The following is a 16745-nucleotide window of genomic DNA, read 5'->3' as shown; positions in this document are numbered from 1 at the left end:
CCGGATGACCCTGGCAGATCGGCTGTCCCGTCTTCCTGCTTTCGGCTTCGGCGTCAGCGGCCCGCTTGCCACGCCCCTGGTGTCTGACCGGGCGTGCGAAGCGCTCATTTACCAGATGCTGGAAGGCGGCGGCGCCATCTTCGATACCGGCCCGTCCTATGGCGGCGGTCTGGGTGAAATCCGGCTCGGCCGGGCGCTGGCGCGAAATGCTGACGCCTTTGTCATGTCCAAGGCCGGCCTCCTTTCCAGCGGCCTGAAGAAACGCGCGCGCGATTTCTCCGTCCCGGGCCTGCGCGCCTCCATTGAAGCTTCGCTTCAGCGTCTCGGGCGGCCCCGCATTGACCTGCTTTGGCTGCACGGCCCCGCCCGCCCCGAAGTGACTCCGGAAGTCATCCGCCTCCTGACAGACCTGCGTGCAGCCGGAACAGTGGAGCATTTCGGCATTGCGGGGCGCACGGAGGATGTGCTCGCGGCGCTTGATGATCCGATCTTTGAGGCGGTCATGCTGCCGCTGAATAAGGTGCCGGGCAATATTGGCCCGGAATGGGCGCAGCGCGCAAAGGCTGCCGGCCGCGCCGTCTTCGCCATAGAAGTCCTGCGCGGCCTGCGCCCCAGCCCAAAGATGACGCGCGGGCAGCTATGGCGCGCGGCAAAGCGCATGGTCACCCGTGGCGGCGCTCCGCAAATCTCCAGCGCGGCGACGCCGGAGGAAGCCATGAACTGGGTCTATGACGAGGCGTCCGCCGACATTGTGCTGATGACCACCACCTCCCCGGCCCACCTGGCGGCAAACATCACCGCCCTGCGCCACCGCCGGTTTCGCCCCTCCTGAACGGGCAACGCCCTTTCCCAGGGAAGTGGGAAAGGGCGCGCTCGCCTGGAATGTCAGACTACCGCTCTGATCAGAACTTGTAGCCAACACCCAGCATCACACCGCTCGTATCCGTGCTGTCGAACGAGTAATAGGTGTAGTCACCCTTGAGGTAGAGATTGTCGGTGAGGTCATAGCTCATGCCGGCACCGAAAGCAGGGCCATCTGCGGAATCTTCCACATTGATGACATTGCCGCCGGGCGTCACCAGCGATGCGTCCAGATCGACATAGGCATAGCCTGCGCGGGCATAAGCATTCAGACGCTCCGTCAGCGGAAGGTTTGCCTTGCCATATATGCCAACCAGATAGTTGAGGCCAACATCGCCCGAAGCGGCAATCACATCGCTGAGATCGCCGTCATTGTTGTCGTCGAAATTGAACTCGTCCTCATCGACATTGAAGTCAAAGTTGCCATCATCGATACCGGTGGCAAGTTCGGTTTCAAGGCTGAAGATATTGTTGAAACGATATCCGGCGCGTGCCGCGATACCATTGGTGTCAACGCCGCTTTCTGCGCCGTCGGGCTTGATGTCGAAATACTGGTATCCGCCTTCCAGATAGAGGCCGGAATCCTGTGCGTGGGCCGCGGCAGCAAGGCCGGTTGCAGCCGTCGCGATAAGCAGGGATCTGAACATGTATGCTCCTTCAAGAACGCTACTTGGGTTGATGCACGCCATTCGGGCGAAGCACGCAAACAACGGCGCCCCCAGGCAGGAAGTTCCAGTGAATGTTTCGAAATCTGCAGTTGTTGCAACAGCGCCACGGTTCCCGCGAAACTGCAGCCGCCATGAAATCCGGCGGCCATGCCTTGTTTTGGAAAGGAAAACGGCGGGCCTTTCAGCCCGCCGCGACACAATCTGTATGTTCCGTAACCTGATTAATGACGCAGATGTCACTCAACCGGCACAAGATAGTCGCGCTTGCCGATGTTCAGCCCCTGCGACCGCAGCAGGGCGTAAGCAATCGCCGCATGGAAATGCAGGTTGGTCAGGATGAAGCCCGAAAGATAGGCCTTGCCCTCCATCGGCATGGTGTTGGCGCCCATCGGGATCTGCAGGGTGACATTGGCACTGGCGTCAATCTTGGCATTGTCCACGCCGTTCACATAGGCAATCACCTTGTCGCAGCGCGCCATCAGCTCCCCGAATGTCTGCTCCGTATCCGGGAATGCCGGCATCTCCAGCCCTGCGAGCCGCGCGGCGCCGCGCGCCACGGTATCACAGGCAATCTGCACCTGCCGCGTCAAGTCAAACATGTCCGGATAGAGACGATGGGTGAGCAGCACGCTGTCCTCCACATTCAGCTGGCGGGCATAGGCTTCGGCCTTGATCAGAATGCCCTTCAGGGCGCCGATGGTCTGGTGGGTCGATGCCTTGAGAATATGGGAGACCGTCGTGGTGGTCATTGCGCGTTTCCTTCCATTTGAAGCGTTTCGCCGGCCGGCTCCCGGCGCAGCGTGATGATCTCTTCCAGTTTTGCATCCACTGACCGCGCCGCCATCACCAGCGTGTCCGCCGCGCGCACAAAAAAATCTAGCGTCAGGTTTTCAAAATCATCCGACGGATTGTGGTAACCCGGATGATCCTCCACCCCGAAATAGAGGATCGGAATCCCCGCCCTGTGGAACACGCCGTGGTCTGATTGCAGCGTCCAGTCATTCGGGCCATCTTCAGGCCGGTCATGCCCCATCAGCAGGGTCACCGGCGCCGCAGCGGCAACCTCGGCAATGATCCCGGCCAGCTCCGGCGTATGATAGGTGCCCGCCACATAAAGCTCGCCCGCTTCCGAGCGGCCCACCATGTCGAAATTGAGGTTCAGCGCCACGCGCGAAAGGTCAAACCCGTCCATTCGCGCCAGCGCCCGCGCGCCCAGCAGGCCGATCTCCTCGGCGTCCAGCGCCGCGATCACCATGTCATGCTGGGGCCGGTGCTGCGCGAAATACTCCGCCACCGCCACCAGCGCCGAGGCGCCCGAGGCATTGTCATCCGCCCCGTTATAGATCTCCCCCTCGCGCACGCCGAGATGATCATAATGCGCCGTCACCAGCAGCACTGGCCCCGTCCCCGGCGTCTTGCCCGGAATATAGCCAACAAGATTTGCCCCCACGATCGGCGCGGCGTCTGCCTCGCGCGGCACAATCGGGAAGGTATGGGTATAGGCCGTAAATCCCGGCAGCGGCAGCAGGCCGATCTCCTCGAACCGCTTGTGGATGAAGCCGCGCGCGGCCTCATTCCCGGCCGTGCCGCTCGCCCGCCCCTCCAGCGCGTCGGAGGAAAGCACCTGCGCCAGATGCAGCATCTCGCCGGCATCCACATAAACCGGCCGGTAGGTCACGCCGGGCAGATCATCCCCGCCTTTCGGCCATAGCAGCCAGACGCCCAGCAGGACGGCGATCATCAGGACAGCGCCGATCAGCCAATTCTTGCGGGCGGATGGCCCGCGCGGTTCAGAGGGTTTCGTGTCGCTCATGCCTTGACCCATAAGGTGTGCCGCCGCATGTGCCTAGTCACCTGAATGACCCGGAGACCCCTGCCATGGGCATGAGCCGCGACACGCTGATGAAATACCTGACCGAAGCGTTTCCCGACGCCGAAATCACGCTCACCGATCTGGCCGGTGACGACAATCACTGGCAGGCCGAGATCGTCAGCGCGGCCTTTGCCGGCGTCCCCCGCGTCCGCCAGCACCAGATGGTCTATGACGCGCTGAAGGGCGAGATGGGCGGCGTGCTCCATGCCCTGGCCCTGAAGACGCGCGCGCCCTGAGCCTGCAAAACAGAGCCAATTGACGTAAGGGCCGGTTCGCGGTCTCCTGCCTCCAGCATTGCCTGGGAGGGCTTCGTCAATGATGCGTCAATTCCTCAAACCCGCTGCCATATCCGCCAGCCTGCTGGCCCTTGCCGCGGCGCTGGCCGCCTGCGGCCCGTCAAAAACCCGGATCGATCCGGCCGCCATCGCGATGGAAGAGCGCGCCATCGAGGCCCGCGCCTTCCTCAAGGATGCCGAAAGCCAGCTCGCCGCCAAAAGCCATCTGGCCGCCCAGGCCTATTGGGAGCAGGCCACCAACATCACCCCGGAAACCAACGCCGCCGCCGCCCAGCAGGGCGCCGAGATGACCAAGCTGGCCGTCAGCCTCGCCAACGCCTCCAAACGGTTCGACGTGAAGGCGCTGCCCCCGGAAGAAGCCCGCAAGATCCAGATCCTGCGCAGCGGCATCACCCTGCCGGCGCCTTCCCGCGACGGCGCTGCCGAGGAACTGGCCGGCATCACCACCCGGCTCGATGCGACCTATTCCACCGGCAAGTTCCTGTTCCAGGGCCGCGAGATCGACCTTCTGGAAGCCTCCCGCATCATCGAGAAATCCCGCAACCCGGCCGAGCTTCAGGCCGTCTGGGAGGGCTGGCATTCCATCGCCGCCCCCATGGCGCCGGACTATGCCCGCATGGTCACCATCGCCAATGAAGGCGCGCGGGAGCTGGGCTATCCCAGCCTCGACCAGATGTGGCTCTCCAATTACGACATGAAACCCGCTCAGATGGAGGCCGAAGTCCAGCGCCTGTGGACGCAGGTGGAGCCCCTCTACAAGGAGCTTCACTGCTATGCGCGCGGGCGCCTCAACACCTATTATGGCGACGCCGTCCAGCCCGCCACCGGGCCCATCCGCGCAGACCTGCTCGGCAATATGTGGGCCCAGCAATGGTCCGGCGTCTATGACATCCTGAAAACCGACACGCCGAGCCCCGCCTATGACCTCACCACCCGCCTCAACGAGCAGGGCTACACGCCCCTGAAAATGGTGCAGACCGGCGAAGCCTTCTTCACCTCGCTTGGCCTGCAATCGCTCCCGCAAACCTTCTGGGAACGCTCGATGATCACCAAGCCGGAAGGCCGTGAAGTCGTTTGCCACGCTTCGGCCTGGGATCTCGACGATTATGAAGATGTCCGCATCAAGATGTGTACGCAGGTGAATGCGGAAGACTTCCAGACCGTCCACCACGAGCTTGGCCACAACTATTACCAGCTCGCCTATCGCAACCAGGATCACCTCTACAAGAACGGCGCCCATGACGGCTTCCATGAGGCGATCGGGGATTTCATCGCCCTGTCGATCACCCCGGAATATCTCGAACAGCTGGGCCTGATCTCCGCCGCCGAAAAGCCCGGCGCGGACGCTGACACAGCCCTGCTGCTGCAAACCGCGCTCGACAAGATCGCCTTCCTGCCCTTCGCCCTTTCGGTGGACAGCTGGCGCTGGGGCGTCCTCTCGGGCCAAACCCCACCGGAGCAGTATAACCAGTCGTGGACGGACATTCGCCTGAAGAACCAGGGCATCATCCCGCCCGCGCCCCGCCCGGCCGATGCCTTTGATCCGGGCGCGAAGTATCACATTCCGGGCAACACGCCCTATCTGCGTTATTTCCTCAGCTTCATCATGCAGTTCCAGTTCCACAAGGCCGCCTGCGAGCAGGCCGGCTGGGAAGGCCCGCTGCATCGGTGCTCGATCTACGGGAACAAGGAAGTCGGCCGCCGCTTCGAGGAAATGATGGAAGCCGGCATGTCCCAGCCCTGGCCCGACACGCTCGAAAAATTCACCGGCACCCGCGAAATGGACGGCAGCGCCATCATCGAATATTTCGACCCGCTGATGGTGTATCTGAAAGAACAGAATGCCGGGCAGAGCTGCGGCTGGTAAGTTAGAAGTCCCTCACCTCCCACGCCCTGCGGACGCGGGCCCCTCCTCTCCCATTTCATGGGAGAGGGGTTTAAGGGAGTGCCACGCCTCTTACCCCTCTCCCTCGGGGAGAGGAGGGGCCCGTTGCGCAGCAACGGGAGGTGAGGGCCTGCAACGTTGGACAAGCGCGCGCCCTATCCAACACGCCCCGCCCCGCCCCCCATGTCATTCCGGCGAAAGTCGGGATCCAGCCCAGCCCCTCCAACCCCCGCTCACCCCCGCGCAGGCGGGGGTCTCGGGAGGGTGTGCGCCGCCTTGCGAGATCCCCGCCTGCGCGGGGATGAGCGGAAAAATGAGGGCACCTTATCCGCCCGGGTCCCTCCCTCGCGCAAACTCACACGCATCCTCCCCACAGGAGCCGCGCCGGTACCGTTCGGTTTGGGGGGAGGTCGCCCCGGAGGATGGGAGGCGGCGGGAGTAACGGCCCGCAGCTTCTCTAGGGACGTTGATCCAGGCAAGCCGGACCAAAAAGCCGGTGGAGAATCCCGACTGGCCCGCCTTGGTGTTTATCCAAGGTCACGAGAGTGAGGGTAAGTGGTCAAGGCCTGGCAGCGCCGAAGTCATCCCGAAAACTGCCCGAAACTCCGGTGGCAGCGCGGCGGGCGAAGCGCCCACACCGCAACACATTTTTTCCTCGGGCGCCGCGGCGCCCGCCGCGCAGGCTCCACTTCAAGTGAGCCACCCGAACTGCCCCAAACCCGGATGGCCCTGCCAGTCCGGCCAAACCCATATGGAACCCCCTCTTGACCCCGCCGCCCCGCCGCCTCACATGAACAGGAAATGCGGAGACACTCTCATGACCGATCAGGCAACCCTCGACGCCATCGACAAGGCCGTCAAAACCAATGACGTTGTCCTCTTCATGAAGGGCACGCCGACCTTCCCGCAATGCGGTTTCTCCTCGGTCGTGGTGCAGATCCTGGACTATCTGGGCGTCGAATATGTCTCCACCAATGTGCTGGAAGATCAGGCCGTCCGCGATGGCATCAAGGCCTACACCAACTGGCCGACCATCCCGCAGCTCTATGTAAAAGGCGAATTCGTCGGCGGCTGCGACATCGTCAAGGAGATGTTCGAGAACGGCGAATTGCGCGACCTGATGTCTGAGAAAGGCATCGAACTGGCCGACTGACCGCAAGTCCTGCTTTGCGCCGCGCCCGTTTCATTATATCGGGGCGCGCATGACGACCACTTTGACCGCCCCTGCCCCGATCCGCCCCGGAAAGACGCCGAAGGTCGGCATCGTCTCTCTTGGCTGCCCCAAGGCCCTGGTCGATTCCGAACGGATCATCACCCGCCTGCGCGCCGAAGGCTATCAGATCGCGCCCGATTATGCCGGCGCTGACCTCGTGCTGGTCAACACCTGCGGCTTCCTCGACTCTGCCCGCGATGAAAGCCTCGCCGCCATCGGCGAAGCCATCGAAGCCAATGGCCGCGTCATCGTCACCGGCTGCCTCGGTGCTGAGCCCGACGTGATCGAGAAGGCCCACCCCAAGGTGCTCGCCGTCACCGGCCCTCACCAGTATGAAGCGGTGATGGAGGCGGTCCACACCCACCTCACCCCGCCGCACAATCCACACTTGGATCTCGTGCCCGAAAGCGGCCTGCGCCTCACGCCCCGGCACTACGCTTATCTGAAAATCTCCGAGGGCTGCAACAATCGCTGCAGCTTCTGCATCATTCCGAAACTGCGCGGCGATCTTGTCTCCCGGCCCATCCATCACGTGCTGATGGAGGCCGAAAAGCTGGTGGCCGCCGGGGTGAAGGAACTCCTCGTCATCAGCCAGGATACCTCCGCCTACGGACTGGACATCAAATACAAGCCCGAAACCTGGCGCGGCAGCGAATACCAGACCCGCTTCCTCGATCTCGCCAAAGGCCTCGGCAGCCTCGGCGTGTGGACGCGGATGCACTATGTCTACCCCTACCCCCATGTCGATAACGTCATCCCGCTGATGGCCGAGGGCCTGATCACGCCCTATCTCGACATCCCGTTCCAGCATGCCTCGGCCAATGTGCTCAAGGCCATGAAACGCCCCGGCAATCAGGACAAGGTGCTGAGCCGGATCCAGAAATGGCGCGAGCAGGTTCCGGACCTCGCCATCCGCTCCACCTTCATCGTCGGCTTCCCCGGCGAAACCGAAGAAGACTTCCAGATCCTGCTGGACTTCATCCGCGAAGCGAAGATCGACCGGGCCGGCTGTTTCAAATACGAAAACGTCGCCCATGCCGAAAGCGGCAAGCTGGAGGGCCATGTGCCCGAAGCGGTGAAAGAAGACCGCTGGCACCGCTTCATGGCGGCCCAGGCGGAAGTCTCCGCCGCCCGCGCCGAAGCCCAGGTTGGCCGCACGCTGAACGTCATCATCGACGGCCCCGGCGAAGAAGCCGGCGAGATGATCGCCCGGACTGAGGCCGATGCCCCGGAAGTCGACGCCGTGGTCTATCTGGAAAACGCCAGCCATCTCAAAGCAGGCGACATCATCCGGGCAGAGATCACCGGCGCCGACGATTACGACCTCTACGGCACGCCCGCCTAGGCGGTGACCCGAGCCCGCATCCGGGCGCCCGCCTCCTGCGCCTCGGCCACCCGCCGCGCCATCGCGCCATCCATGGTCCCGGCGACCCTGGCCAGCGTCTCGCCATCTGCAAGTTCCGGGCGCCCGCCCGTGAAAGGCGGCGCCGGCGCATATTCAAGGCCCAGCGTCAGCGCCTTGGCATAGGCCTCGCCCGCAATCTCGGCCAGCATGGTGAAGGCAAAGTCGATCCCCGCCGTCACGCCCCCGCCGGTAAATATATGGCCATCGCGCACCACGCGGCCCTCGTCCGGGATCGCCCCGAATTCCCGTAGCAGGCCCCGCCATGCCCAGTGGCAGGCTGCGCGCTTGCCCTGCAGCAATCCGGCCGCCCCCAGGATCAGCGACCCGGTACAGACAGAGGTGATATATTTCGCGCCCAGCGCCAGCCGCCGCACTTCGGAGACAAACGCCTCGTCCAGCGCAACCGTGGTGGCGGTCGCGCCCCCCGGAACGCAGATCAGATCACACCGCTCAATTTCGGATAATTTCCGTGTGCGCCCGATGACAAGCCCGCCCTCAGCCACTATCTCCCCGCCCTCGCGGCTGGCGATAATGGTCTCAGCCCCCGGCACCCGGCACAGCACCTGATGCGGCCCGGTGAAATCCAGGTGGGTAAGATCGGGGTAAATCGCGAAAACGGTGGTGAAGGGTCGTTGGCTCATCGGCTTCTTCCTTGCTGATGCGTATTTTGTGGCGTAAAGCGGCTTCGGCAGAAAGGACAATGTTCCCATGTTTTCCGCCACACCATCGCCGCGCGCCCTCGGCATGCTGATTTTCGATGGCTTCCAGCTCTTGGACGCCGCCGGCCCGATCACCGTGTTCGAAATGCCAGCGCGCAGTCTTTCGCCGGCGCCCTACGCGCTGACGGTCTATTCCCTGACAGGCGGCCCCGTGCGCGCGTCCTCAGGCGTGCAGATGCATTCGGAGAAACTTCCCAAGGGCCTCACCCTGGATACGCTGATCGTCTCCGGCGGAGAAGGCACGCGCGCTGCCATGGCCGACGCGGAGATGCTGGCGGTCCTTCGTGATCTTTCAGACCGCACGCGGCGGACATGCTCGGTCTGTTCCGGCTCCTTCCTGCTCGCCGCCGCCGGCCTGCTGGATGGCCGCCGGGCCACCACCCACTGGCGCCGCTCGGAAGGTTTCCAGCGGCTGTTTCCGGCCATCAAGCTCGACGCCGACCGCATCTATGTCCGCGATGGCAAATTCTGGACATCTGCCGGCATCACGGCAGGCATTGATCTGTCCCTCGCCCTCGTCGCGGATGATCTTGGCGATGACGTCGCCCATGCGGCCGCACGGGAACTGGTGGTCCACCACCGCCGCCATGGCGGACAATCGCAGTTTTCCGTAATGCAGGATCTCAAACTGGCCTCCGGAAAGTTCGACGCGCTGATCGGCTGGATACGGACGAACCTGGCAGAAGACATGAATGTTGAGATCATGGCCGAAAAGGCCGGGATGAGCGCCCGCAACTTCGCCCGCGTCTTCCGCGCCGAAACGGGTACCACACCGGCAAGGTTCGTGGAGAAACTGCGCCTGGAAGCTGCCCGCCAATATGTGGAAACAACGGCGCTCTCTATCCTGCAGGTCGCGGAAAAGACCGGCTTTTCCGATCCGGAAAGAATGCGTGTCGCCTTCGTAAAAGCTTACGGCCAGCCCCCAATGGTCCTGAGGCGGCAGCGTCAGGCTGTGTGAGAAATCCCACAATTATCGAAAAACAACGATTGACTTATCGTATTTCGATAATCCATATGGGTTTCAACACGCATCTAGCCCGCAAGGAGGCCCCCCATGCTGAAACCCATGACCGCGACGGCAATCATTGCCCTGCTCGCTTCCCCTCTCGCCTTCGCTGACACCCAGACCGTCAATGTCGGCGCCTTCGGCCAGATCGAAGCCAAAGGCGCGATGAATGTCATCTACACCGCCGGGCCCAGCCGGTCCGTGGTGATCGAAACCGACGGGAGTGACTTCTCCGACGCAAAAGTATCCGTAGACGGAGATACCCTCGTCATCACGCGCGTCAGCGTCGACAAGCGCGGTTTCTTCGGCGGCAGCGGAAATATCCGTGTGTCCGATGGCGGAAAAACCGTGCGGGTGAATGGCAAGAAAGTTCCCTACTACACCGTTCGCATCACCAGCCCGAACCTGGAAGGCATCAAGGTCGCACAATCCGCAACCGCCGACGCCAGCGGCATTGACGCCGCCGCATTCGAGGCCCGCACGTCTTCTTCCGGCAACCTCACCCTGTCCGGCCGCGCCGCCAGCGCCAAGATCGACGTCTCCTCTTCGGGCGACATTGAAGCAGGCGCATTTGAAGCCGGCACGCTGGACATCAGCGCTTCCTCCTCGGGCGACGTGAAGGCCCTCGTGACGGGGACGGGCCCGACAAAGGTGTCGGCCTCCTCTTCCGGCGAAATCAAGCTTCGCTCGCTTCAGGCGGCGCAGTTTGACATCAGCGCCTCCAGCGGCAGCGAAGTGGAAGTGGCCGGCGCCTGCGCCAGCGTCAGCATCAAGGCCTCCTCGGGCGCCGATGTCGATGCGTCCAAGCTGAAATGCGAAACGGCAACGGTCAGCGCGTCGAGCGGGGCAGATGTCGACGCCTTTGCCTCGGTCTCTGCCAGCGGCAGCGCTTCCAGCGGCGCCGACATCTCGTTTGAGGGCCGCCCTGCCCAGCAGGACGTGAGCAAATCCAGCGGCGGTGACGTGACCTTCAAATAACGGCAACGCGCCCGTCAGATTTCATAGGACCCCGGATCATGTCCGGGGTCTTTCCATTTGAGGTCCATGTCTTCCAGCGCCCCACGCACCAGCCGGGCAATCATCGCATTGCGCCGTGTACGGCTGTCCGCCGGAATGACATACCAGGGCGCATGCCGGGTGGAGCACCGGCCGACAGCAGTTTCATACGCGTCCATGAATTGCGGCCAGAGGGAGCGGTCATCCAGATCGCCAGGATTGAACTTCCACAGCTTGTGGGGCTCCATCAGCCGTTCCTTGAGGCGCACGCCCTGCTCCTCATAGCCGATATTCAGCATGCATTTGACGATGGTGTAACCGTTCTCGGAGAGATGCTTCTCGAAGGCGTTGATCTGGTCATACCGCTGCTCGATGGCGTCTGGCGGCGCAAAGCCGCGCACCTTGGCAACCAGCACGTCTTCATAGTGAGACCGGTCAAAAATGCCGACATGCCCCCGGCGCGGCACGGCGTTATGGACGCGCCAGAGATAGTCGCGGGCCAGCTCCTCGCCGCTCGGCGCCTTGAAGGCTTTGACCTCCATCCCCAGCGGGGTCGTGTCCGCGAACACGGATTTGATGGTGCCGGATTTGCCAGCCGTATCCATGCCCTGCAGCACCACCAGCAATGCCCGGCGGCCCTCGGCATACAGCATGTCCTTCATCTCGTTGATGCAGGCGGCGTCCTTCTTGAGGCTGGTTTCAGCCTCCTCCTTGTTCGGAAACAGCTCCCTGTCAGCTGTCGGCCGCTCCTTCAGTGCGAACGGCTTGCCCGGGCGCGCGATCAGGGACTTGCGGACAGCGGCAATCGAAGGAATGGCCAAGAGGATCTCCCGGAAAATGAAAAGGCCGCACCAGTCTGGCGCGGCCTTCCCGAAAGTTCAAGAAAAACAGGTATCTTACGACGAGTAGAACTCGACCACCTGGGCCGGTTCCATTTTCACCGGATACGGCACGTCGGCCAGGGCCGGAACACGCTTGTAGGTGGCGGTCATCGCCTTGGGGTCGACTTCCACATATTCCGGAATGTCGCGCTCGGGGCTGCCGAGGGCTTCGAGCACCAGAGCGAGGTTGCGCGACTTCTCGCGGACCTGAACCACATCGCCCGGCTTCAGGCGGGCCGAACCGATATTGCAGCGGCGGCCATTCACCATCACGTGACCGTGGTTGATGAACTGGCGGGCGGCAAAGACGGTCGGAACGAACTTGGCGCGGTAGACAACCGCGTCGAGACGCGATTCCAGCAGACCGATCAGGTTCTCTGCCGAGTTGCCCTTCATGCGGGCCGCTTCGACATAGGTCTTCGCGAACTGTTTCTCGGTGATATCGCCGTAGTAAGCCTTCAGCTTCTGCTTCGCCATGAGCTGCATACCAAAGTCAGAGACTTTGTTACGGCGGTTCTGGCCGTGCTGGCCCGGCTTGTAGTTCCGCTTGTTGAAGGGAGACTTGGGGCGGCCCCAGATGTTTTCACCGACCCGGCGGTCGATCTTGTATTTCGCACTATGGCGACGAGACATATCAATGTCCTTCACTATTCGACGCGGGCCGGTGGGCTGTTGCTCAAGGAAAGAGCCCACGATTACAACGGCGGCACCGCATCACCCCGTCATGAAGCGGCGGGTAAAACACCAATAATACCCTCGCGTCAAGCGCGCTGGCTGCTGGTATTTGCCCCAAAAGCTGGCCACAAACGGCCAAAAGAGGGAGGACTCAATGGCATCCGTAAAGGGTAAGGTCGCAATCGTCACCGGCGGAGCGAGCGGCATAGGCCGGTCGGCAGCGCTGGTTCTGGCACGTGAAGGCGCGGCCGTCATGGTTACCGATCTGGATGGCCCGGGCGCAAAAGCCGTGGCCGACGAGATCAACAAGGCCGGCGGCAAGGCCGCTTCCTGTCAGCAGGATGTCGTGGATGAGGCCGTCTGGGACAGTGTGTTTGCCGATACCAAAAGCCTGCTCGGCACCCCGTCCATCCTCGTCAATAATGCCGGGATCGCCATTGGCGGGGCCATCATGGACTATTCCCTGGCAGACTGGCGCAAGCAGATGGAGGTCAACACCGACAGCGTGTTCCTCGGCACTCGCGCCGCCATGCGCACGATGAAGGATACCGGTGGCTCGATCGTCAACATCTCTTCGGTAGCCGGCCTGCGCGGCGCGTCTGGCGCCAGCGCCTATTGCGCCTCCAAGGGCGCCGTGCGCCTTTTCACCAAGGCCGCCGCCATGGAATGCGCCCAGCTGGGCCTCAAGATCCGGGTCAATTCGGTTCATCCCGGCATCATAGACACGCCGATCTGGCAGAAATCCCTCACCCGCATGACCGAGACGATGCAAAAGGAACAATCCGCCGCCGTGACCGCCGCCTTCGGTGGCAATGGGCTGGACCCCACGGTCATCGCCGCCGGCAGTACGCCGATGGGGCGCCCCGGTACGCCCGATGAAGTGGCCGAGCTGATCCTGTTCCTGGCGTCGGACGCCTCCAGCTACATCACCGGCCAGGAGCATGTCGTCGATGGGGGCCTGACGGCGCGCTAGTAAGGCGTGCCATCCTTGCGGGTATAACGCGGCGGGGCATCGTCATAGCGGCCAGCGTGGAGATGCATGTCGATGTCGGGATAGCTGCATTCATCGCGGTTGTCGCGGGAACCGGCGATGAGCAGCTTCGCCGGCTGATCGCTTTCATTGATGAAATGGTGCCCGTCGCCAGACCCTGCCGCAAAGCCTGCGCAATCACCGGCGCGCATCACTTCGCGCCCAGCATCGGTGATCATCACCACTTCGCCCTCCAGCACCCAAACGAACTCGTCTTCATGGGTGTGCCAGTGGCGCTGGGATGACCAGACCCCGGGATCGAGCGTCAGGAGGTTCACGCCGAACTGGGTGAGCCCGGCCGCATTGCCCAGCGCCCGCCAGCGGCGCTGCGCGCAGGGCTCTCCATGCGGAGAAGGATACCGCGTTCCCTGGCCTTCCGGCGCGGTGGAGATGTCGATCTTGGGCATGACGGGCCTCCCTTTCCTCAAACGATGCCGCTGGCACGCAGCTTGGCGACCTGCTCTGGCGACAGATCCAGCAGCTCGGTCAGAACCTCTTCCGTGTGCTGACCGATGGCTTCCGGGCCAGCCCAGCGGATACGGCCCGGTGTGACAGACAGTTTCGGGAACACATTCTGCTGGCGAATGCCCGGCCAGCGCTGGCTTGGCACTTCGGTAAGCGACTCGCGCGCCGCATAATGGGGGTCATTCAGCATGTCTGCCGCGCGGTAGACCTTGCCGACCGGCACGCCATTCTCGATCATGACCCGCTCAATCTCGTCAATGGGGCGCGAAGAGGCCCAGGCCTGGATCAGATCATCAAGCTGCTGCTGATTGCGGCCGCGCGCCACATGCGTCTTGTAATCGGGATGGTCCTTCAGCTCCGGTTGGCCGATGGCGGCGCAGAGGCGGGCGAACACCGTGTCCTGATTGGCCGCCACGATCACCATGCCATCGCTACCCTCATAGATATTCGAGGGCGCAATGTTCGGCAGGATCGAGCCGGACCGCTCGCGCGTATAGCCTTCGAACTGATACTCCGGGACGAGCGCCTCCATGACCGAGAGCACAGTCTCGTAGATCGTCGCGTCGATCATCTGCCCTTCCCCCGTCTTCTCGCGGTGGTGCAGGGCCGCCAGCGCCCCAAGCGCCGCGTAGAGGCCCGCAAGGCTGTCCCCCAGCGAGATGCCTGCGCGCGAGGGGCGCCGGTCCGCCTCACCCATCACGTAGCGCAGGCCGCCCATCGCCTCGCCCACCGAGGCATATCCGGCGCGGGACGCATACGGCCCGGTCTGGCCATAGCCGGAGACGCGGATCATGATCAGGCGCGGATTGATCTGCCGGAGCTCATCATAGCCGAGCCCCCACTTCTCCAGCGTGCCCGGGCGGAAATTCTCCAGCAGGAAGTCTGCCTGCGCCACCAGCTGGCGGACGATGTCCTGACCTTCCTTTTCGCGGAGATTGGCGGTGATGCAGCGCTTGCCGCGCGCCACCACCGCCCACCAGAGCGGAAAGCCTTCCCGGCCCCAGTCGCGCAGCGGATCACCCTGGCCAGGCGGCTCCACCTTGATCACATCGGCGCCCATATCGGCAAAAATCTGCCCACAGAATGGTCCGGCAATCAGCTGGCCAAGTTCGATGACCCGCAGGTCCGTGAGCGGACCCGTGCGGGGCGGCGATGATGACATGACATTCCTCCGGATGCGGCGGCCTGTTTCCAATCAGGAAATCAGCCACGCGGCAAGCCGAAGTCAGAGTATCAGGTGCCCAACTGCCGGCTGGGCCCGCTCGCATTGTCATTGGTCAGCGGCAGCACGACGCCTTCCCTCGGTCCGCGCGAGCCGAAACGGCGGCGAATGGGCAGCGTCGTTACGATGGGCGCAAATTCGCCTTCCGGCACGTCGCGGCAGAGCACCTTGTTCCTGCCGAGGCGCTTGACCTCGTATAGCGCACCGTCAGCGCATTCGATGGCGGCGTTCAGGGGTGTTTCCGGCGCCATCATGCAGAGACCGAAGCTGGCGGTAACCGACACTTCCTTGCCCGAAATCTCAACAACCGTCTCTTCGATGCGGCGGCGCAGGCGTTCGCATACCACCATCGCCTGCTCCTTGCTGACACGGCTGAGCAATACGACGAATTCTTCCCCGCCCCAGCGGCCCAGCCGGTCAAAAGGCCCGCGCAGCTCGGAATGGGCAATGGCAGCAATTTCCTTCAGCACCAGGTCTCCCCCGGCATGGCCGTGGAGATCGTTCACTTCCTTGAAATAATCGAGATCGATCAGAACAATCGCAGCGCTTTCCTTGGTCCGGCGCATCCGCGAGCGTTCTTCCTCGGCAGCATGGACAAAGAAGCGACGGTTCAGGAGCCCCGTGAGCGCATCCGTCCAGGCCATCTCCTCAAGCCGGCGCTGATAGGCGCGCATATGGAAATCGTGCAGTGACGCGATGATCGCCGTTGGCAGCGCGACACAGCCGGAGACAAACAGGTTCAGACGGATATAGGCCCCAATATCAGCCGGCAGGCCCAGCTTGTAGAAGATCAGCGATACGGTGAACGACAGGGACAGGGCCGTGGCTGCCACAAGCACGAAGAAATTCACGGCGCTCCAGACGTCACGGCGGGAAAATGTCATGGATTACCGGCTCCTGGGGCTTACCGGCAGAAATCTAACGCAGGAGTTTTGAATTCCCGCTTTCATCAGGCCGTCAGTTACGCAAAGCCGCGAAAGCCTAAATTTACCAATACCATAGCGCCGCCCCCCCACAGTCGAGACTGCAGGGCGGGCAAAATACTGGCCGGGCGATTGAAGCCCACCCCCTCAGTACGCGCGTCGTCAGAAAAGGTTCACTTCGTGGCTGTTGACGGCAGCAGCGGGATTCCCTATCTCCGGCGCATCGTTAGCAGTCGGCTCGGGCGAGTGCTAACGATGCGCGCTTCAAGGCTGCGCCGGCGGAGATCCGTCACATTATTCACCCGAGGAAGCTTTGATCGAAGAGGCACTGCAATGAAACTTCGTCCCCTCCACGACCGCGTTGTCGTGCGCCGCGTGAAAGAAGAAGAAAAAACCAAAGGCGGGATCATCATCCCCGATAACGCCAAGGAAAAGCCGCAGGAAGGCATCGTGGTTGCTGTCGGCAACGGCGCCATCGGCGACGACAATGAGCGCATTCCGCTCGACGTCAAGAAAGGCGACCGCGTCCTGTTCGGCAAATGGTCCGGCACCGAAGTGAAGATCGACGGGGAAGACCTGCTGATCATGAAGGAAAGCGACATCATGGGCGTTCTGGACAAGTAAAGT

General features: G+C 62.8%; 18 protein-coding genes. 9 read left to right on the top strand and 9 right to left on the bottom strand.

All coding sequences use genetic code 11. The features are described 5' to 3' along the window. The first annotated feature begins 4 nt into the window (after positions 1-4). The gene (locus tag C0456_RS01105) at positions 5-832 is read left to right on the top strand and encodes an aldo/keto reductase (protein ID WP_291047499.1); all 828 of its coding nucleotides are present in this window, start codon (positions 5-7) and stop codon (positions 830-832) included. A gap of 70 nt (positions 833-902) precedes the next feature. Here the strand turns inward: C0456_RS01105 and C0456_RS01100 are convergent, their stop codons facing one another. From C0456_RS01100 to C0456_RS01090, 3 genes are all read right to left on the bottom strand, one after another. Next, positions 903-1508, bottom strand: coding sequence for a porin family protein (locus C0456_RS01100; RefSeq protein WP_291047497.1), 606 nt, complete (start codon positions 1506-1508; stop codon positions 903-905). Between the two features lie 257 nt (positions 1509-1765). Further along, on the bottom strand, positions 1766-2278 hold the full coding sequence (locus C0456_RS01095) for a DUF1993 family protein (RefSeq protein WP_291047496.1): 513 nt from the start codon (positions 2276-2278) through the stop codon (positions 1766-1768). Then, positions 2275-3342 carry a M28 family peptidase gene (locus tag C0456_RS01090; RefSeq protein ID WP_291047495.1) on the bottom strand — a complete coding sequence of 356 codons (1068 nt, stop codon included), beginning with the start codon at positions 3340-3342 and terminating at the stop codon, positions 2275-2277. The genes C0456_RS01095 and C0456_RS01090 overlap by 4 nt, the downstream gene beginning before the upstream one ends. Before the next feature lie 65 nt (positions 3343-3407). Between C0456_RS01090 and C0456_RS01085 the strand changes: the two genes are divergently transcribed. From C0456_RS01085 to rimO, 4 genes are all read left to right on the top strand, one after another. Continuing rightward, complete coding sequence (locus tag C0456_RS01085; RefSeq protein ID WP_291047494.1) at positions 3408-3638, top strand: BolA family transcriptional regulator; 231 nt, start codon at positions 3408-3410, stop codon at positions 3636-3638. A gap of 79 nt (positions 3639-3717) precedes the next feature. Beyond that, positions 3718-5565: a M2 family metallopeptidase gene (locus C0456_RS01080; protein ID WP_291047492.1), complete on the top strand. Its 1848-nt coding sequence runs from the start codon at positions 3718-3720 to the stop codon at positions 5563-5565. Positions 5566-6400: 835 nt separating this feature from the next. After that, on the top strand, positions 6401-6736 hold the full coding sequence (grxD, locus tag C0456_RS01075) for a Grx4 family monothiol glutaredoxin (protein ID WP_291047491.1): 336 nt from the start codon (positions 6401-6403) through the stop codon (positions 6734-6736). A gap of 49 nt (positions 6737-6785) precedes the next feature. Continuing rightward, positions 6786-8141, top strand: a complete 1356-nt coding sequence (gene rimO, locus C0456_RS01070) for a 30S ribosomal protein S12 methylthiotransferase RimO (RefSeq protein WP_291047490.1) — start codon at positions 6786-6788, stop codon at positions 8139-8141. Here rimO and C0456_RS01065 read toward each other — a convergent pair. Beyond that, a complete protein-coding gene (locus C0456_RS01065) occupies positions 8138-8842 on the bottom strand; it encodes a DJ-1/PfpI family protein (RefSeq protein WP_291047489.1) in 705 nt (234 codons plus the stop codon). The genes rimO and C0456_RS01065 overlap by 4 nt on opposite strands. 67 nt (positions 8843-8909) lie before the next feature. On the opposite strand from C0456_RS01065, the gene C0456_RS01060 reads away from it, so the two are divergent. Together C0456_RS01060 and C0456_RS01055 are read left to right on the top strand one after the other, a co-directional pair. Next, positions 8910-9878, top strand: coding sequence for a GlxA family transcriptional regulator (locus C0456_RS01060; RefSeq protein ID WP_291047486.1), 969 nt, complete (start codon positions 8910-8912; stop codon positions 9876-9878). Between the two features lie 96 nt (positions 9879-9974). Beyond that, positions 9975-10904, top strand: a complete 930-nt coding sequence (locus tag C0456_RS01055) for a DUF2807 domain-containing protein (protein ID WP_291047484.1) — start codon at positions 9975-9977, stop codon at positions 10902-10904. 14 nt (positions 10905-10918) lie between these two features. On the opposite strand, the gene C0456_RS01050 is transcribed toward C0456_RS01055, so the two are convergent. Beyond that, positions 10919-11743 carry a polyphosphate kinase 2 family protein gene (locus tag C0456_RS01050; RefSeq protein ID WP_291047482.1) on the bottom strand — a complete coding sequence of 275 codons (825 nt, stop codon included), beginning with the start codon at positions 11741-11743 and terminating at the stop codon, positions 10919-10921. 75 nt (positions 11744-11818) lie between these two features. Then, on the bottom strand, positions 11819-12436 hold the full coding sequence (gene rpsD, locus C0456_RS01045; protein ID WP_035595958.1) for a 30S ribosomal protein S4: 618 nt from the start codon (positions 12434-12436) through the stop codon (positions 11819-11821). Between the two features lie 196 nt (positions 12437-12632). Between rpsD and C0456_RS01040 the strand changes: the two genes are divergently transcribed. After that, entirely contained in the window at positions 12633-13451 is an 819-nt protein-coding gene (locus C0456_RS01040; protein ID WP_291047479.1) for an SDR family oxidoreductase, read from the top strand. On the opposite strand, the gene C0456_RS01035 is transcribed toward C0456_RS01040, so the two are convergent. The 3 genes from C0456_RS01035 to C0456_RS01025 form a co-directional block, all read right to left on the bottom strand. Beyond that, entirely contained in the window at positions 13448-13915 is a 468-nt protein-coding gene (locus C0456_RS01035) for a cupin domain-containing protein (RefSeq protein ID WP_291047477.1), read from the bottom strand. The two genes, C0456_RS01040 and C0456_RS01035, sit on opposite strands and share 4 nt — an antisense overlap. A gap of 17 nt (positions 13916-13932) precedes the next feature. Further along, on the bottom strand, positions 13933-15135 hold the full coding sequence (locus C0456_RS01030) for a CaiB/BaiF CoA-transferase family protein (RefSeq protein WP_291047475.1): 1203 nt from the start codon (positions 15133-15135) through the stop codon (positions 13933-13935). A 71-nt stretch (positions 15136-15206) separates the two neighbouring features. Further along, on the bottom strand, positions 15207-16079 hold the full coding sequence (locus C0456_RS01025) for a GGDEF domain-containing protein (protein WP_291047473.1): 873 nt from the start codon (positions 16077-16079) through the stop codon (positions 15207-15209). A 372-nt stretch (positions 16080-16451) separates the two neighbouring features. On the opposite strand from C0456_RS01025, the gene groES reads away from it, so the two are divergent. Continuing rightward, positions 16452-16742 (top strand): co-chaperone GroES, encoded by a 291-nt coding sequence (gene groES / locus C0456_RS01020; RefSeq protein WP_291047472.1) that lies wholly within the window; start codon positions 16452-16454, stop codon positions 16740-16742. Positions 16743-16745 lie beyond the last annotated feature (3 nt).

It is taken from the genome of Hyphomonas sp. (genome assembly GCF_013823385.1).
GTDB lineage: Bacteria > Pseudomonadota > Alphaproteobacteria > Caulobacterales > Hyphomonadaceae > Hyphomonas.
The sequence above is the reverse complement of the archived record's forward strand: the minus strand, read 5'-3'. Positions and strand labels throughout refer to the sequence as shown.

Coding starts and splice junctions, on each gene's coding strand:
- C0456_RS01105 (WP_291047499.1), top strand. CDS start 5: ATGACCCTGGCAGATCGGCTGTCCCGTCTTCCTGCTTTCGGCTTCGGC.
- C0456_RS01100 (WP_291047497.1), bottom strand. CDS start 1,508: ATGTTCAGATCCCTGCTTATCGCGACGGCTGCAACCGGCCTTGCTGCC.
- C0456_RS01095 (WP_291047496.1), bottom strand. CDS start 2,278: ATGACCACCACGACGGTCTCCCATATTCTCAAGGCATCGACCCACCAG.
- C0456_RS01090 (WP_291047495.1), bottom strand. CDS start 3,342: ATGAGCGACACGAAACCCTCTGAACCGCGCGGGCCATCCGCCCGCAAG.
- C0456_RS01085 (WP_291047494.1), top strand. CDS start 3,408: ATGGGCATGAGCCGCGACACGCTGATGAAATACCTGACCGAAGCGTTT.
- C0456_RS01080 (WP_291047492.1), top strand. CDS start 3,718: ATGATGCGTCAATTCCTCAAACCCGCTGCCATATCCGCCAGCCTGCTG.
- grxD (WP_291047491.1), top strand. CDS start 6,401: ATGACCGATCAGGCAACCCTCGACGCCATCGACAAGGCCGTCAAAACC.
- rimO (WP_291047490.1), top strand. CDS start 6,786: ATGACGACCACTTTGACCGCCCCTGCCCCGATCCGCCCCGGAAAGACG.
- C0456_RS01065 (WP_291047489.1), bottom strand. CDS start 8,842: ATGAGCCAACGACCCTTCACCACCGTTTTCGCGATTTACCCCGATCTT.
- C0456_RS01060 (WP_291047486.1), top strand. CDS start 8,910: ATGTTTTCCGCCACACCATCGCCGCGCGCCCTCGGCATGCTGATTTTC.
- C0456_RS01055 (WP_291047484.1), top strand. CDS start 9,975: ATGCTGAAACCCATGACCGCGACGGCAATCATTGCCCTGCTCGCTTCC.
- rpsD (WP_035595958.1), bottom strand. CDS start 12,436: ATGTCTCGTCGCCATAGTGCGAAATACAAGATCGACCGCCGGGTCGGT.
- C0456_RS01040 (WP_291047479.1), top strand. CDS start 12,633: ATGGCATCCGTAAAGGGTAAGGTCGCAATCGTCACCGGCGGAGCGAGC.
- C0456_RS01035 (WP_291047477.1), bottom strand. CDS start 13,915: ATGCCCAAGATCGACATCTCCACCGCGCCGGAAGGCCAGGGAACGCGG.
- C0456_RS01030 (WP_291047475.1), bottom strand. CDS start 15,135: ATGTCATCATCGCCGCCCCGCACGGGTCCGCTCACGGACCTGCGGGTC.
- C0456_RS01025 (WP_291047473.1), bottom strand. CDS start 16,079: ATGACATTTTCCCGCCGTGACGTCTGGAGCGCCGTGAATTTCTTCGTG.
- groES (WP_291047472.1), top strand. CDS start 16,452: ATGAAACTTCGTCCCCTCCACGACCGCGTTGTCGTGCGCCGCGTGAAA.